Here is a 16493-nt window from a genome sequence, read left to right as displayed (position 1 = left end):
GTAGTGGGCAGATGCTCCCATCCTGCCGTACTAGCCGTCTGCGATGAAATCCGGGCGTCCCGGCCCCACCGGGGGCCGCCGTCCGCGACGGCCCCCGGTGGCGCAGGTCACTCCCCGGACGCGGGGCCCTTGTCTCCGTCGCCGCCGCGGGACTTCGGAGCGGGCTCGGGCTCGGGGTCCGACTCGGCGTCCGACTCGTCGGCCGGATCGGTGCCCTTCGGGCTGCCTGCTGCCGACGCCGCGTCACCCGGAGCGTCGGCGCGAGAGACGTCGTCGTCGCCGGCTTTGTAGCTGCCACCGGCCGCTGCCGCGGCGCCCTCGCCACCGCTGCCGCTGCCGCCAACACCGGACTGTGCGCCGCCGGCAGGGCTGTCCTCGCCCTCGGAGCGACTCTTCCCTGCGTCGGCGCTCCGAGCCGCGGGGGCATCGTCGGATGTGTCGTCGTCCGCGTCGCTTTCGGCGTCGTCGGCCGCGAGGTCGTCCGATTCCGCCTTGGTGCGCCGGACCATCAGGAGCGCCACGGCGCCCAGGACCAGCATTCCCGCCGCGATGCCGATCAGGAGCGGCACGTTGCTGGTGTTCCCCGTCTCGGCGAGGTTCGGCTCGGAGTCGCTGCCGCCGACGGTCACCGGCTCCGTCTGGACGCTCAACCCGGGCGTCTCGGCGGGCACTTGGGACTTCGGGGCGCAGTCGAGCACACCGCTGAACGTCTCCGAGCGGCCCTGCGGCACGGCGATGCCGATGCGGTAGGCCTGGTCCTCCTTGACGGGCACCGCCACTCTGTCGGCGGCTCCTGCCGCCACCCGGTGCTCTTCCTTGCCGAGGGTGAACTCGAAGGGAGCGTCACCGCGGCTGTTGTCGACGGTCACGTTGACCGCACCGCCGCCGCAGTCCTTGCGCGCGGTGACTGCGGGTATCGCCCCTTCCGCAGCCCAGACGGCGTTCACCGTCGCGGCTGCGGTCGCCTCGCTGGAGCCGGCGAGTATCTGCGTCTGGCTGGTCGTCTCGGATCCCTGGCTGGTGAAGACCCGGCCGACCGGAACGGTCGTCGCCGCCTGGATGCTGAGCGCCGTGGCGCCGTCCTCGGTGTCCGCCGGGATCTCCAGATAGACCTTGTCGCCGTGGCTCACGGAGGTGACCGTCTCGCCCTTGCGATCGGTGATCCGCACCCCTTCGCCGGCGTCGGGCGCGGTGCTGACGGTGGCGCTCTGCGCTGCGGTGCGCACGGTGATCGGACCGATCCGATCACCAGGCCTGCCCGCCAGCGAGGAGGGGCTCAGCGCGAGGGAGGATCCGGGCTCGGCTTCCTTCCTCGCCTCCTTGTAGAGGTAGGAGGCCAGCTTCTGCGCGCTCTTGTCGACCGCGGTGACCTCGGTGTGCTCGGAGTAGCGCCAGATCGCGACCTGGGTGCCTGCCGCGGCAGCCTGCGGGGTGAGCTTGCCCGCGCCCGCTTTGCGCGCAAGCGCGGAGAGGTCGTTGACCTGGGGGTAGGAATTCTTGAGGATCCAGCGGATCTTGCCCGCGTCGGGGTTGTCGTGCAGCGAGGACGCACGCCAGGAGGACTCCTGGTACTGCGCCTGCTCCTGCGTGGTGCCGAGCATGTCGACGCTGTAGGTCTGGAGGCTGCCGCCGCCGGCGACTGCCATCTCGAAGAGCCCTGCACCCGTCGGGATGCGCTCGCCCTCCTCGTGGATGATCGCCTTGCCGTGCACCGCGAGTCCGTCGAGGGTGGCGACCGCACCTCCTCCGGAGTCCTCGGGGGCCAGCTCCTCGGCGCTCGCACCCGGCGCCGTCGCGGTCAGCGCGAAAGCCATCGTCAGACCGAACGCAACGGCCCTGGCCCCGCGACCCGAGACGGCTGCCCGGCCGCGTATCGAGATCATCCTCTTCCCCTCGTCATCCCCACATCGACGACTGGGACGAACCCAGCAAGCCTGCCCGGGATCGTAGAGAGGGAAAATGTCGCGACCACCGACTTTCACGATCACTTCGCCTTCCGAATCAGAATCGTTATCGCCGAATGCCGCGAACCCGGACCTTCGCGACGCCGCACCAACTCGCCGCCACACACCGCTTTGTGGGCTTCGCGGGCTTTGTCGGCCCTTCACCCGAAAGACACATCTGTGCGCCGCGGCTCCCGATCCGACCGCGGCCTCTCGGCTGCACGGGGCGAGAGCCCCAGCACCCCCGCGCCGCTCGCGACATGCTCTCCACCCGTCTCTCAACGCGCCCCGCACCGGGGCCGGTTCGCCGTCGGCCCCCGGCGGCCACCCTTCCCTCGGCAGTCGCGGTGGTCTCACTCATGCCCGCTCCTCAACATCCGGCAGTCCGAAGCACGCCTGTCGGCGACGCGGGCCCCGACACCGCGAGGTGCTGCGAGGCGGTCAGCGCCGCCGACAGCACCATGCTGCCGCCTTCGCGAGAATTCCGCTCGCGCCTGTGGACTACTGGCCGGTTGTGCACAACTCGACCACTCTCACGAGGAATTGACGCCGCTCCCGACCCGTGCGGTTGCTGCCGGTGGACTCCCCCTGGTTCGCCTCGGCCGCAGGGACCGTGTCGGCAGCAGGGACCGTGTCGGCCGCAGCACCGCGCCGGAGAGCGGGCGACAGCGGGGCGGCGTCCGGACGACTCGTCAGCGCCCGCCGGCCCGTTCCCCGCGCGATCGGAGACCGTTCCCCCGGACGACCACGGGCCTGTTCCTGCCACTCCACCGGCCCGGGTGAGACGGCGAACGCACCACGGTGGAAGCAGACACCACAGCGGGAAGCCGTGGCAGGCCCGTGAGGACGATCTGCCACGGCTTCCCGCCGCTCTCACCGATTCCTACTGCTCCCGCGGCTTCCCGCTGTTCTCACAGGGGGCTAAGCCGTCTCCCGGCTGGGACGCCCTGCGCTCAGCGCATCGGCCCGACACTTTCCGGCCCGCCCGCCGCCACCACGTACTGCTCCCGGGCCTCGGTGTAGCGCAACAGCTCGGCCGCCACCGGCTCCAGGACCCGACCTCGGCCGCAGTCCGCCGCGAGACGGCGCAATCGCGACTCCTGCTCCAGTCCGAACGCCCTGGCCGGGCCGCGCGCCGCCACCCGGCAACCCCAGGCGAGCGCCGGCCCGCCCAGCGCACCCGCGACCAACAGCCCGAAGGGGAGCCACCGTTCGGCGCCCATGCCGCCCGCCAGCAGCCCGCCGAGCAACCAGCACACGCCGATCAGCTGAAACGCCAGCAGCAGGACCTGACCGACCGCAGCAGCCGTCCACCAGCGCGGACGCACCGGACGCACCGGCAGCCGCGCACCCGCCACCGCGCGGTCGAGCGCGCCCGGCAGCCCTCCGCCACCCGTACGAGCGGCGTGCCACACGGCGCGCGCCCACGCGGCGGGCAGCCCTCGCGTGGTGTCGTCCATCAAACCGCGCACCGCCTGTTCGACCACCGGCCTGCCGGTGTGCTGCTCCCAGGCCGTGCTCTGCCGATCGCCACGCGGTTCCCACAGCTCACGGTCGGCCGGGGAACCACCCGTAGCCTCCTGGCACGCGGACCCACGGTCCGCCGCCCAACGCCCGTGCTCGGACAGCTGTGGTCCGGGGTCCCCCGCACCACCGACGCTGCCGCCTCCCGGTCGCTCCGTGCCCCCTGCTGGGCCCTCCGCTCTCCCGCCTCCTGCCGGTGCCACCGCCGCAAGCGCCGCCGACCGACCCTGGCGGCCCGCCTTCGTACGGTCCTTCGCGGGCTGCTCGCCCATCGCCCAGCCGTCCGGCTTCTCGCCCCGGCGGGCTCCCGCGCGCCGTACCTGCCAACGCGCCAGTCCCGCCCAGGAGGTGCCGCAGGCGAGATCGGCCTGACGCAGCCACGCCCGTTCCGCGGTGCGTCCAGCGGCTGCCGCGCCGACCGCCACCGCCAGCCGCTCCTCGAACGACTCCCGCACTTCGGCGGTGAGCCCCTCCGGCCTCGCGTTGCCCTCGCCCGTGCAGACCGGGCGCAGTTCGTCGACGACCCGGTCCACGTCCGCGGCCAACCGGCGGGCCGCGGCGAGCTGGTGACTCACCAATTCGCCCAGCGCCTCGCGCAGTTCGCACACGCCCTGGCCACTGAGCGCGGACAGGGAGAGCACCTGCGCTCCCGGGTCGCCGTGCTCCCCGAGCGCCATGCCGTCCTCGTCGAGAAGTCTGCGCAGGTCGTCGAGGAGTTCACCGGCGGCTTCCTCCGGCAGCCGGTCGACCTGGTTGAGAACCACGTAGGTGACCTCGGCGTGTCCCGCCAGCGGTCGCAGATAGCGCTCGTGGAGCACCGCGTCGGCGTACTTCTCCGGGTCGACGACCCAGATCACCGCGTCGACCAACTGGAGGAGCCGGTCGACCTGTTGACGATGGCCCTCGGCGAGCGAGTCGTGGTCGGGCAGGTCGAGGAGGACGAGCCCGCCGAGCTCTCGATGGCTCCCCTCGCGCAGGTGCGCGCGGCGACGGGCACGCGGCGGCACGCCCAGGCGCTCCAGCAGGCCGTCGGCGCCACCGGTGCGTTCCGAGGTCTCCCACACGCACGCCACCGGCGTCGCCGTCGTCGGCCGGCGCACTCCCGCCTCCGAGAGTTGGGCGCCGGCCAGCGCGTTGAAGAGCGTCGACTTGCCGCACCCCGTCGGTCCGGCGACCGCCACCGTGGTGTGGGCGCGGGAGAGCCTGCCGCGCGCCGAGGCCTCGTCGAGCACCCGTACCGCCTCGGCAAGGCTGTCCGGCTCCAGTCGAGTCCTGGACAGCCCCACCAGTTCACGCAGGGCGAGGAGCCGGCGGCCGAGCCCCCGCTCGCCGCCCGGCGCCGCGGGACCCGCCCGACGCCCCGCCCGTGCGGGGGCTTCGGCGGGCATTTCGGGAACGGAGATCGACTGCGCGAACGGGGCCGTCAGCCGCTGCTCCTCGTCCTCCGCGGACTCGGCCGCAGGCGCCCTCTCCCATGCGTACGGGGTCCGCTCCCGAGCCCGAGGTGACCCTCCCCGAGCGCCCGGTCCGGGAGCAGGTGGCCCGCGACCCGTACGCGGGGGAGCTCTCCCCCCTGTCGGGAGCGGCCCCGTACGCATGGGAGAGGGCGCCTGCGGCCGAGTCCGCGGAGGACGAGGAGCAGCGGCTGACGGCCCCGTTCGCGCAGTCGATCTCCGTTCCCGAAATGCCCGCCGAAGCCCCCGCACGGGCGGGGCGTCGGGCGGGTCCCGCGGCGCCGGGCGGCGAGCGGGGGCTCGGCCGCCGGCTCCTCGCCCTGCGTGAACTGGTGGGGCTGTCCAGGACTCGACTGGAGCCGGACAGCCTTGCCGAGGCGGTACGGGTGCTCGACGAGGCCTCGGCGCGCGGCAGGCTCTCCCGCGCCCACACCACGGTGGCGGTCGCCGGACCGACGGGGTGCGGCAAGTCGACGCTCTTCAACGCGCTGGCCGGCGCCCAACTCTCGGAGGCGGGAGTGCGCCGGCCGACGACGGCGACGCCGGTGGCGTGCGTGTGGGAGACCTCGGAACGCACCGGTGGCGCCGACGGCCTGCTGGAGCGCCTGGGCGTGCCGCCGCGTGCCCGTCGCCGCGCGCACCTGCGCGAGGGGAGCCATCGAGAGCTCGGCGGGCTCGTCCTCCTCGACCTGCCCGACCACGACTCGCTCGCCGAGGGCCATCGTCAACAGGTCGACCTGTTGACGATGGCCCTCGGCGAGCGAGTCGTGGTCGGGCAGGTCGAGGAGGACGAGCCCGCCGAGCTCTCGATGGCTCCCCTCGCGCAGGTGCGCGCGGCGACGGGCACGCGGCGGCACCCGGAGGCCTCCGCCGGTAGGCGCCTCGAGACCGGGCAACGCCTCCGGACGCGCGGGCGTTCCCGCCGACGCGGGCGTCTCCGGAGGGGCCGGGTCTCCTGGACGGGCCGGAGGTGCCGGATGTGCCGCGGGGTCCGGCCCGGACACTGGGGCCGTCGCAGGCGCCACCGTCTCGTCCGCAACGACGGGGCGCCCGGAAGTCGCGTCCGGCGAAACCGGGTTCGCGACGGGGGCCTCCTCGGAACCCACGCCCTCGACGATCGTCTCCACGGCCGTCACGGCCCGGCGGTCCTGCTGCGGTGGGTGCACCGGGCGGCCCGCGTCCGTGCGGCTCGCGTCCGGAAGGCCCAGGTCCACCGTGCGGCCCGAGTCCGGGCGGCTCGCGTCCGGAAGGCCCAGGTCCGGGCGGTCCAGATCCGCCGTACCGCCCGGGCCAGGGCGGTACGGGTGCGTCGGGGCCGCGGCTGTCACCCGCGCCGGGTCAGCCGGGGCGGCGGCGTGCGGCAGCGGGCCCACCGCCGGGGTGTACGGGGCCGCTTCCGTGGTCAGCGACCGCACTCGGCCGCGTACGGCGGAAGGGAGTCGCGCCGTACCGGTGCCGGACGCGGTCGGCCGTTCCGGCGCGCCGAGCCCCACCTCTCCCTCGACGAGCGGGAGTTGAACCGGCTCGTCGACCCGGCCCACGGCCACCGACGCCTGCTCGCGCCCGCCCGGTTCGGCGGCCGGCCGCGACCGCGTCTCCTCCGGACCGGGTCGTGCGCGGCGGGCGATCAGTCCGTCGTCCCATGCCGGAGCACCGCCCGAGATCCGGGCACCGCCCGCGGCGACCGCGCGTACCTCCCGCCGGGCCACGGTGTGTTCCGTCTCCGCCTGCCCGGCGCGCTCCGCGTCACCGCTCCCGCGCGCCACGGACACGCCCGCTCCCGAAGCAGCGGGTTCGACGCGGACACCGAGGGCCGCCGGGACGTCGGGTGCGCCCGGTGCGTCGGGGGCGCAAGGTACGTCGACGCGAGGTACGTCGGAACCGGAGGCCAGGCGCACACCCCCCGACGCGCCCTCCTCGCCCCGCGCGACCTCAGCCGACGCGTTCTGGCCCCGGGGGTCCTCGCCCGGCCCGGCGGGCCCGCCCGAGGAGGCGGTCTCCCGGTCGTGCGCCGCTGTCGCGGTGTCCGGCTCTTCGCCGACACTCTCCGCGCTCTGGCCGCTGTGCTGTTCCTCGATACGGACGTCGCCGAGCGAACCGGACACCGTGTCACCTCTCCTTGTGCAGTACGGACAGTGCGGCGATGAGCCGGGCCTGCTGCTCCGGTCCCGCGTCGAGCTTCCGGAGCGGCGCGAGTCGGCGGTCCCGCTCGCCGTGCAGGGCGCGATCCACGCACTCGGTGAGCAGTTCGGCGCCGCGTTCGCGCAACGCGGCGGCCGGCGGCACGGTGAGGATCGCGGCCAACGCCTCGCCCGCCGCGATCCCCTGGGCACCGCCGAGCAGCGTGGTGGCCAACAGGGCCGCGGTCTCCTCGCCGTTCGCAGGGCCGCGGCCGTCGGCCCGGTACGCCTCCTCGGCCAGTTCCTCGACGCAGCGCCGCCAGTGGCGTACGGCCACGCCCATCCGTTCCACCGTCGGCGCGGCGCCCAGGCAGGGGTCCTCGGGCAGTCCGACCGCGCCCGGTTCGCGCCGCCAGAAGTCGACGATCCGCTCCTCGGCGGCGCCCACGGCGTTCGCCAGCAGATCGGCCAACCCGTCGGTGCAGGCGGTCATCAGCTCCTCGCCCGCGGTGTCCGTGGGGAAACCGCGCCAGTGCGTCCAGGCCTCACCGGCGAGCAACCGGCCCTCGCTCAGCCGGAGTTTCGCCCGCTGACCGGCGTCGGCGTAGGCGAGCTCGACCTGATGGGAGAGGCGCAGCGCTGCGGAATGCTGTGCGGCGGCGCCGGCGGCGAGTTCGGGGACGCGAGAACGCAGCGAGGCGAGCGCGCCGGCCGCCGTACGGCCCACCGCCTCCTCGCGGGCGAGCGGATCGGTGACCAGGTGGGTCAGCCAGTGCCGCAGCGAGTCCACGGCGCTGCCGGGCAGCAACCCCCGGCTCCCGGCGGCCGACTCGGGCAGTTCGGGGACGGTGAAGCGCGGGATGCCGGCGAGCCCGGCCCGCTCCAGCAGTGCGGTGTACTGGCGGGTGACCTCATGGGTGATCTGGTGCGGCACCCGGTCGAGCACGGTGGCCAGCGTGACGTCGTACTCCCTTGCCGCGCGCAGCAGATGCCAGGGCACCGCGTCTGCGTACCGGGCGGCGGTGGTGACCAGGATCCAGATGTCGGCGGCGCAGATCAGCTCGGCCGCGAGATCGCGGTTCTCGGCAACCAGGGAGTCGATGTCGGGTGCGTCGAGCAGCGCCAGTCCGGTGGGCAGCGCCTCGTCGGTCTCCAGCCGCAGCGCCGGTCCGCTTTCGCCCGCGGGCGGGCGCTGGAGGGTGCCTGCGGGCTGCGGCGAGGGGTCGGTGCGGTCGGCGGCCCGTTGGAGGACGGTGCCCGGCTCGCGGTCGGCGCTGAGCCGGGCGAGGCGCGGCAGCACCCGACGGCCCTCGAACCAGTGGGCGTCGTCGGGGTGGCACACCAGCACCGGGGTTCTGGTGGTGGGCCGGAGCACGCCGGCCTCGGTGATTCGCCGCCCCACCAGGGAGTTGACGAGCGTCGACTTGCCTGCGCCGGTCGATCCGGCGACGACCGCGAGCAGCGGCGCGTCGGGATCTCGCAGCCTGGGCACGAGGTAGTCGTCGAGCTGGGCCAGCAGCTCGGACCGGCACCGCCGCGCGTACGGGGCGCCGGTCAACGGCAGCGGAAAGCTGGCGGCTGCGACGCGATCGCGCAACGCGACCAGCGAGTCGAGCAGTTCGGTGCGTGCTTCCAAGATCGCCACATGGGGAAGAATGCCCAATTTGAGCGCGTTTTTGAAGCTTATTCATCCGGTAACAACCCGTTTTGCCCCCATGTCGCGAGGGCTCACCGACAGCCCTGCGGCATAACGACTGCACAACACCCGCCGCAGTGGTCGCGCAAATCAATGCGTGAGCAGCGCTCGCCTGCGATTATCGGAGCGCTTCACGGAACCTCCACAGCATGCTGCGGCGGTGACGCGAACAAGAGTGACGAACGGGGCCTCTATCCTTGCTGCCGTGCAAGGCCACACCGGGGTTCCGCCCGTCCGAGGCCAGGCCGGCCCCCGTAGCTCAGCGGATAGAGCAGGCGCCTTCTAAGCGCTTGGCCGCAGGTTCGAGTCCTGCCGGGGGCACCACCGACATCGCGACAGCTGGGCGACGTTTTCGCAGGTCATACTACGCATGATTGACCTGCGCGATGATCCGGACTTACCAGCTCCACATGGGCTCGAGTCCGGCTGACGCTGAGAAGAACCGGGCCCCTACGGCTATCCGTCCCACATGCGTCCCACGAAAATCAGGCTCCGCAGAGCCCCTCCACGCCCGCACGGAGAGGGCCAGTTCACGCCGCCACCTGCGGGAGGTCTTGCCCCTCCTCGGTCCGCTTGAGGTAGTCGTCGCGCTGGCCGACGATGCAGCGCGCGTACGTTGCCAAGAGGACCTGCACGCTGTTGCCTGCCCAATCGGCGACCTCAGCTGCCGGTATACCGCTGTTGAGCCACGTCGTGAGGCAGGTGTGGCGCAGGTCGTACACGCGTCGACCAGTCGGCGACTTAAGTTCTGGCTCGGGCAGCACCTGCTTACGCGCCTTGGCCCAGACTCGCCGGAAGACTGACCCTGCGAGCATGTCACCCTTCTCCCCGGGGAAGAGAAGGTCAGTCGGCTTCAGGTCGTACTTCTGGATCGCCCCTCGGAGGATCACGACCAGAGAAGGGTGAATCGGGACGGTGCGCGTGTCGCCTTCCCCTCGCCCCTTGAGCCCTCGCCCTTCGTGTACCTCACCTGTATCGGTCCACTGGCTGCCGACCTCGGGCTGAGCCTCGTGCACGAGGAACTCGCCCCAGCCAGTGCTCGGCAGCGCCGCGTCCCCGACTCGGAGGCCGACTGCCTCCTCAGGGCGAAGACCGGCGTAGTAGAGCGTGGCGAAGAAGGCTTGGTACAAGCGTCCGCGCCGAGGACGCTCACCTATCCAGTCCAGCATCCTCGCGACCAAGTCACGGCTCAGAAGGCATCGCTTGTCGATAGCCTGGGCCACCCTTGGAGCACTGCGCTCCCCCTTGCCCTTCGGGAGCGGATTGATCGTCAAGTAGTTGCGCCTGATGGCGTACCCCATGACGAGGTTCATGATCCGATCGTTGCGCGTCACCGAGCTGGCAGCTGCCGGAGTGCCATCCAGGAGGGCACCGAGCGCGGCGATGACCTTGTCCACGTTCTCGGTCTTCTCCCAGGCGCTCATCGGCTGGGAGTTGCGCTTGAACCAGTCAAGGATCGACTGAACTTCACTCGGGACGGGTTTCCCGGGGTCACAGCGCCGGTTGACGTTGAAGGCGTACTCCCGGAGCGCCCGTCGAACCTTGACAGGGTCGAAGTGCGCTGGCATTGGCGTACGCAGCAAGGCAATGGTCACCGTCGTCAGAGCCTTGGCCATATTCTTGCGCGTATTGCCGGAGGAACGGGGCCATTTCCAGTCGACATACTCGACAGCGAATTGAAACCAGGTCATTTCGGCCGCCTTGGAGGTCCACGAGACCGGGAAACCCGTTTCGATGTCGAATAGCTCGCGCCTCCGATGCGCCTCCAGAAGCTTCGAACGTTCATCGTCCGCCGCAACGAAATTCTTGTAGGTCTTACTATGCTTCCTGTGAGCTACTTTCCAGCGCACAGTGTAACTTTTCCCTTTGACTCGCTTATTCGTCTCAATGGAATAGAAACGAACATTCAGCGAACCTTCACTCGTCAAGAGAGATCCTCGCAATCACTCAACCAATTTTCGAAATCACTGCGCCGCACCCTCAGGGAGCCATTAGGTAGGCGAATACAGCGTGGCCCCTTACCTTTCTGACGCCATTCATAGAATGTGCTTCTCGCCACACTCAGCTCGGCACACACCTCGTCAACAGTGAGCTTGGTCGCAGACCGAACCACTAGCGCCACACCCTCACCCCTACGCGGAGCAAATACATCGAGCCCGCCCCTTTGCGACGGATTCGCCAGACCGACCTCGCGAATAGAAGCATTCGAATAGACCCCTTACAGGAGGTTCACCCGGTGCGACGAACAGTGAGATAACTTACTTCAACGCATTACAGAAGCGTCGAGCCCACCCCTAGGTGCTATCCCTAGCACCGCCCACCGCGGTTCACCCTCCTACGCTTGATTGTCGCGGCCAATGCGTTCAGCCCGGGCGCTACCAGCAACGCACCCAGATGCGAACTCTCATGACGGTCTGACACTGTCCTCGATTTCACACACCGGCGATTGCGGGCTATGTTCCGCCCCGTGTTCGTAGGCTAGGGAATCAGCCAGAGGTTTTTGGGCAGGACGCAGCAGCTGCGACCAGGAATGGGACCTGCGAGTCAGCTGCACCTTCGAGCCACTGCACGGGCGGCCCTGCGGATCTCAGTGTCAGTGCTCCATCACACTGCTCGAAGGCCGACAAGCGAAGGACACGGCCCCATACGGACCGATGCAGATCTACAGGGTGTGCGACGAGGTTGCAGATTGCCATGGCTTTCACGGCGGATCCAGCCCTCAGGGCGCTTCGCCCTTCTGCCGTGAGCGATTCGGCCTTCTGCTCCAGCTGATGCGAACGGAGGCAGAATTCCCGTGCCGTCAGCGGTAGGTTTTTGCGAGGTTCATTGGCGCCAAACGCCATGATCGCCTAGGACCTGTCTGATAATTGATCTTGTGGTGGGTCGTGGTGAGTTGGCGGATGCGGCGTGGGAGCGGATAGCGCCCCTGTTGCCGGGTGTTGACGGTCGTGGGCGGGAGGGGCGAGATCATCGGCAGGTGATCAACGGGGTGTTGTGGCGGTTGCGGACCGGTGCCCCGTGGCGTGACCTGCCGGAACGCTACGAGCCGTGGCAGACCGCTTATGAACGGTTCGCCCGCTGGGAAACGGATGGCACCTGGGCCCGTCTGCTCGAACAGGTCCAGGTCCGCGACGACTCGGTCGGAGCCGTGGAATGGACGGTGTCGGTGGACTCCACGATCAACCGGGCCCACCAGCACGCCGCCGGCGCCCGCAAAAGAGCGGCGACGGCGGGGGACGAACTGGAAGATCCGGCTGCAGAGCTCACCGGAGGGCGCCACCGCGTACGTGGACGCCGACATGCACGACCCCGACGCGATCCTGGACAGCCAGGAGTTCCGGGACCTCATCGACCTGGACCGGCCGGTCGCACTGATGGTGATCGGCATCCTGCACTTCGTCATGCCCCCGGAGGACAAGCGGCTGGTACGGCGGCTGCTGGAGCCGCTGCCGTCCGGCAGCTACGTGGCGATGACCATCGGCACCGGGGACTTCGCGTCCGAGGAGGTCGGGCGCGTGGCGGAGGAGTACCAGCAGCAGGGCATGCCCATGGAGCTGCGCGATCTGGCCACCGCCACCTCGTTCTTCGAGGGCCTGGAGATCCAGAACCCGGGCGTCACCCAAGTGCACTTGTGGCGGCCGGGTCCCGAGCAGGAGGGCATCGACGGCCGCGACATCGCCATGTACGGGGCGGTGGCCAGGAAGCCCTGACTGCGCACACCGCCGGCGGTGGTACTGCTAGAGAGTGTCCTATCGCGCATGCCACGCGGTGATGGAGTTCTTGTAGCCCTCGGGCATGGTCAGGTCTCCTACCTCGTCGAGGGTGAAGAGTCCGACCTCTTTGTGTTCGTGGCTGACTGCGGGCCGGCGGTCGGGCGTCAGCACGATGCATCCGTAAGTCACGATCAGGACGCGGCGGCCCGGCAGGGGTTCGTACACCCATGTGTCGAGCAGATCCTCGGCCTTGACCTGCCAGCCGGTCTCTTCCTCGACCTCTCGCGCCAGCGCCACTTCACAGCTACAGTCGGCAACCTGCCCGGTGGCCGCGTTGCCGACTTCCAGCCGGCCGCCCGGCAGTTCCCACTCTGCTCGCTCGTTCTTCAGCAGCAGCACACGGCAGGCCGAGTCAAAGGCCACTCCCTTGACCGAGACCGGCCAGAGTGGCGGCGCATACGACATCGATCTCCTTGGGCGCCACTACATCAGGTCTCGTGAACGTAGCACGCGGCGCCCAAGCCACCGGCAGATTAACGGCGTTCACCGGTTGAGCGGCGGAACCCACTTCGGGCGGCTCGCCGGAGCCACCCATCACCCCACGTGGCGCGCCTACCTCCACGACCGCCTGAACCTCTACACGGCCACAGCACCCAATCTCGCTGCCGCCGCAGCGACCCTTCGCCGAGACCTCAACCGAGTGAAACTCGACATCGAGCCACGGCTGCTCCACCACGACCTCCAACCCGGGCACCTCCTCCGCACCGCGGGCGGTCTGCGGCTCCTGCTGGACTGGGAACTCGCCGTCTTCGGCGACCCCATCTCAGATCGAGCCCGCCTCGCCGTACGCCTACGCCTGCCGCCGCCGGTTGCCCTCACATTCGCACCTGCGCAATCGCCCGTCCGAGTGGCTCCGAACTCGTTCGAATGAACTGCACTGCTCGCACCCCGCTGAACACGGGCCAACCCCGCCCCCTCGCACACAGATTCGCGAGATACCCGTTACCACGCACCCGTGGGTGCCGTTTCTAGAGCACCTGTACCACTTTTCCATCCGTACGGAGGACATCGTGACTCGCCGCCCACAGTCAGCGCTCACTCCCGAACCAGTCGAACACCACAGCCTCCGCAGGTTGCTGGCGCCGTCTCTGCGACATCGAGATGACGCCGCCCGCCGCCGGACGCGGCACGAAGTGGATCTCGGCAGTAGTCATCCTGGTCCCGCTCGAAGCGCCTCCGCGCTGCACGGTGGCCCCGTGGGGACGGAGTCCGTGTGAAGAGGCGCGAGGAAGCCACGGAGGCGGAGGTCTCGGCGGTCGAACGGGAGCTGTTCGGAGGCCGACTGCGGTGGCGACAGTCATACATCGAGCACGAAGGCGCCCTCACGCGCATGCGTTTCGGGCAGATGGCTGCTGCTCTGCCACGCATGGTGGGCCTGGTACTACGGGCCGGGTGGAGCGCGGACCCGCGGGCGTTGACCGGTCTGGTGGTGTCACAGGTCGGGCTCGGCTTGACCACCGGGGTGGGGCTGGCCGCGGTCAACAGCGTTTTGACCAGCCTGTTCGCAGACGGCCCGACTGCCGACAAGCTGCGGCAGTCGTTGCCCGCGCTGCTGGTGCTCGCGGTCGTCTCCATCGGAGCAGCCGTGCTGTCGGCGTGGTCGACCGCCATGACGGGGCGGTTGGAGCCTCGAGTCGAACGGGCTGTCTCTGCGCGGTACTACCGAGCCGTCACACAGGTCGAGATGGAGGCGACCGAACAGCCGGAAGTGCAACGCCACCTGGAGGCAGGCAAGTTCGGGACGGCTTCCGCCCGGCGCATGCTCGGCCTGTCCGTCGGCGTCGCGAACGTGTTGATCAGCATGATTGCGGCCGCTGTCGTACTCGCCTCGCTACACCCTGCGCTGCTACCGATGTTGCTGGTCATCGCGCTGCCAAAGGGTTGGGGTGCCGTACGCTCCGCTCGCCGCGAGTACATCTCGCGACTGCACTGGATCGACCACCGGCGCGCGGTGGCCACGCTTGTGCAGTACCTGACGATGCCGCACGCGGCCGGAGAACTCCGCGTCCACAAGGCGTCCGCCCTCCTGCTGCGGGGGTACGCCGAGATGTCGGAGCTGATGGAGACCGAACAGCGTCGACTGGCCCGCGCACAGGCGCACACCGACCTCGTCGCCGGCGCGTTCTCCGGCCTGGCTTCTGTGGGCTGCTACGGGGTCCTGTGGGCGCTGCTGACCAGCGGCGGACTCCCGCTGGCTGTCGGCGGTACTGCCGTCGTCGCGATTCGCACCTCCACTGCTCGGCTCACTTCCCTGGTGCAGCAGGTCAACCGCATGTACGAGGAGATGTTGATGCTGTCCGACACCGAGAGGGCCATCGAACTCGCAGCGAAACACGCCATCCCCACGACAGGGACACCGCTCCCGACCCCAACCCACGCCATCCAGGTCGAGAACGCCACCTTCACCTACCCCGGCGCGACAACACCCTCGTTGAACGGTGTCAACGTCACCATCCGCCGAGGCGAGGTCACCGCGCTCGTGGGAGCGAACGGCTCCGGCAAGACCACACTCGCCAAGATCCTGGCTGGGCTCCTGCTGCCCGGCAGCGGCGCCGTGTGGTGGGTGGGCCCCGACGGTGAACGGGTGGAAGTACGTGAAGCCGACCGCTCGCAAGTCTTTGACTCCGTCGGCCTGTTGGCACAGGACTTCCCGCACTGGCAGATGACGGCCGCAGCCAACGTCGCCGTCGGCGCCGGCGACCGCCCGCGGAACATGGAGAAGGTCGAAGACGCCGCACAGTCAGCCGACGCGAGGTCCCTTGTCGAGGACCTGGAACACGGATGGAACTCGATGGTCGTCAAGGGCTACGAACGCGGCGTGCAGCTCTCCGGCGGACAGTGGCAGAAACTCGGCAACGCACGCAGCCGATACCGCAACGCCCCGTTCCTGCTGGTTGACGAACCCACCAGCGCCCTCGACCCCCACGCCGAAATCGAAGCATTCGAGCAGCTGCGGACCCTGGCCGGCGACGGCACCGCGGTCGTGCTGATCACCCACAGACTCGCCGCTACCGCATCCGCCGATCACATCTACGTCATGGACCACGGACACGTCGCCGAAAACGGCACCCACGACCAGCTCATGACCGCCGGCGGCCTGTATCACGGGATGTACCAGGCACAGGCCGCCCAGTACAAAGTCGGCCCCGCAAACGAAGTTCCTGCACCCCGCAAGGGCGTGGCCCCTGAGCCCGAGACCCCGGGTGACCATGCAAGGTCGCCGAGAACGAACGAGGAGGGGCGGCACTGACGCAGCTCCGTAGCGCTCACCGGTCTTGCCGGGCTGGTGCTCACCCTTGCCCCCAGTCTGTCCGAGATCGCTGTTCGTCCCGTGCACCGTAGGCACTGGTCCGCGGACAACTCGAACTGGAGTCGTGACGCATCAGTAGATGCTCGCAGGCGGAATGAACACCCTTCACCAAAGGCAGGGCTGTTGTTCTGGTTCGGGGGCGCCGGGGAGGCCGGGTGGGAGGGCGGCAGCCACGAGTTGACCCCAGCTCTCGTACGAGGTCGCGCGGTGGCGCCGCTGAGCGGGGGCTTCGCCCAGGCCCGGCGTCGTGTGCTTCAGCAGGGCGTCGAGGCTGTACTTCGTTAGTTCGGGGTAGGTGGCCTTGGCCAGTCAGAGCATGTCGATGACCCCGGCCGGTTTCCTCTGCGGCAGGCGCGCCGACAGGACGCGGTAGTGAGCGTTGTGGGCTGCGATCCACGCTGCACTGAGTAGTTCATGGACCGCACCCTTGGTCTCGTCCCAGCCCGGCTTGTCTTCGAGGTCCTTGGTGGTGAGTCCGTGCACATGAGCGGCGAAGGGCGTGACGGGGCGCTTAGGCCGTGTCAACCATGCTCTTGCGGTGCTCTTGTCTGGTCGACCGTCGCGCACACCAGGTGCGGCCACCCCAACCAGGTCGGGCGGGCTGACGCCGTTGCCCTCGACGTCGACGGCGAACAGTGCGCGGTTGAGCGGCACCTGGGCAGGAGGGTCCTGC

General features: G+C 69.9%; 10 protein-coding genes, 1 tRNA gene and 2 pseudogenes. 6 read left to right on the top strand and 7 right to left on the bottom strand.

Features of this window, described 5'->3' with window-relative positions:
* Nucleotides 1–107: 107 nt before the first annotated feature.
* Nucleotides 108–1814, bottom strand: coding sequence for a thioester domain-containing protein (locus JGS22_RS15395; RefSeq protein WP_236073165.1), 1707 nt, complete (start codon nt 1812–1814; stop codon nt 108–110).
* Nucleotides 1815–2896: 1082 nt separating this feature from the next.
* The gene (locus JGS22_RS15390; RefSeq protein ID WP_216815003.1) at nt 2897–5065 is read right to left on the bottom strand and encodes a GTPase; all 2169 of its coding nucleotides are present in this window, start codon (nt 5063–5065) and stop codon (nt 2897–2899) included.
* A gap of 86 nt (nt 5066–5151) precedes the next feature.
* Here JGS22_RS15390 and JGS22_RS27410 point away from each other — a divergent pair, with 86 nt between their 5' ends.
* The gene (locus JGS22_RS27410; RefSeq protein WP_443742853.1) at nt 5152–7068 is read left to right on the top strand and encodes a GTPase; all 1917 of its coding nucleotides are present in this window, start codon (nt 5152–5154) and stop codon (nt 7066–7068) included.
* Here the strand turns inward: JGS22_RS27410 and JGS22_RS15380 are convergent.
* Nucleotides 7031–8686, bottom strand: coding sequence for a dynamin family protein (locus JGS22_RS15380; protein WP_211042406.1), 1656 nt, complete (start codon nt 8684–8686; stop codon nt 7031–7033). The genes JGS22_RS27410 and JGS22_RS15380 overlap by 38 nt on opposite strands.
* A 299-nt stretch (nt 8687–8985) precedes the next feature.
* Between JGS22_RS15380 and JGS22_RS15375 the strand changes: the two genes are divergently transcribed.
* Nucleotides 8986–9061: transfer RNA gene (locus tag JGS22_RS15375), tRNA-Arg, on the top strand.
* A gap of 206 nt (nt 9062–9267) precedes the next feature.
* On the opposite strand, the gene JGS22_RS15370 is transcribed toward JGS22_RS15375, so the two are convergent.
* Together JGS22_RS15370 and JGS22_RS15365 are read right to left on the bottom strand one after the other, a co-directional pair.
* Nucleotides 9268–10665, bottom strand: coding sequence for a tyrosine-type recombinase/integrase (locus JGS22_RS15370; RefSeq protein WP_211042405.1), 1398 nt, complete (start codon nt 10663–10665; stop codon nt 9268–9270).
* A complete protein-coding gene (locus JGS22_RS15365) occupies nt 10662–10850 on the bottom strand; it encodes a helix-turn-helix transcriptional regulator (RefSeq protein ID WP_372454313.1) in 189 nt (62 codons plus the stop codon). The genes JGS22_RS15370 and JGS22_RS15365 overlap by 4 nt, the downstream gene beginning before the upstream one ends.
* Before the next feature lie 762 nt (nt 10851–11612).
* On the opposite strand from JGS22_RS15365, the pseudogene JGS22_RS15360 reads away from it, so the two are divergent.
* Nucleotides 11613–12020: pseudogene (locus JGS22_RS15360) on the top strand (IS5 family transposase); the annotation flags it as partial.
* Nucleotides 11992–12447: pseudogene (locus JGS22_RS15355) on the top strand (SAM-dependent methyltransferase); the annotation flags it as partial. The pseudogenes JGS22_RS15360 and JGS22_RS15355, both read left to right, overlap by 29 nt.
* Before the next feature lie 39 nt (nt 12448–12486).
* On the opposite strand, the gene JGS22_RS15350 reads toward JGS22_RS15355, so the two are convergent.
* The gene (locus JGS22_RS15350) at nt 12487–12915 is read right to left on the bottom strand and encodes an NUDIX hydrolase (protein WP_211042403.1); all 429 of its coding nucleotides are present in this window, start codon (nt 12913–12915) and stop codon (nt 12487–12489) included.
* Here JGS22_RS15350 and JGS22_RS27405 point away from each other — a divergent pair.
* Nucleotides 12878–13381, top strand: coding sequence for a phosphotransferase (locus tag JGS22_RS27405; RefSeq protein WP_372454251.1), 504 nt, complete (start codon nt 12878–12880; stop codon nt 13379–13381). The genes JGS22_RS15350 and JGS22_RS27405 overlap by 38 nt on opposite strands.
* Before the next feature lie 459 nt (nt 13382–13840).
* The gene (locus tag JGS22_RS15340) at nt 13841–15760 is read left to right on the top strand and encodes an ATP-binding cassette domain-containing protein (protein ID WP_216815002.1); all 1920 of its coding nucleotides are present in this window, start codon (nt 13841–13843) and stop codon (nt 15758–15760) included.
* 369 nt (nt 15761–16129) lie between these two features.
* Here the strand turns inward: JGS22_RS15340 and JGS22_RS26360 are convergent, their stop codons facing one another.
* Entirely contained in the window at nt 16130–16474 is a 345-nt protein-coding gene (locus JGS22_RS26360; RefSeq protein ID WP_236073163.1) for a 3'-5' exonuclease, read from the bottom strand.
* Nucleotides 16475–16493: the final 19 nt, after the last annotated feature.

Source organism: Streptomyces tardus (assembly GCF_018101125.2).
Lineage (GTDB): Bacteria > Actinomycetota > Actinomycetes > Streptomycetales > Streptomycetaceae > Streptomyces > Streptomyces tardus.
Note: the sequence above shows the minus strand (reverse complement) of the source record. Positions and strands in the feature narration are given on the sequence as shown.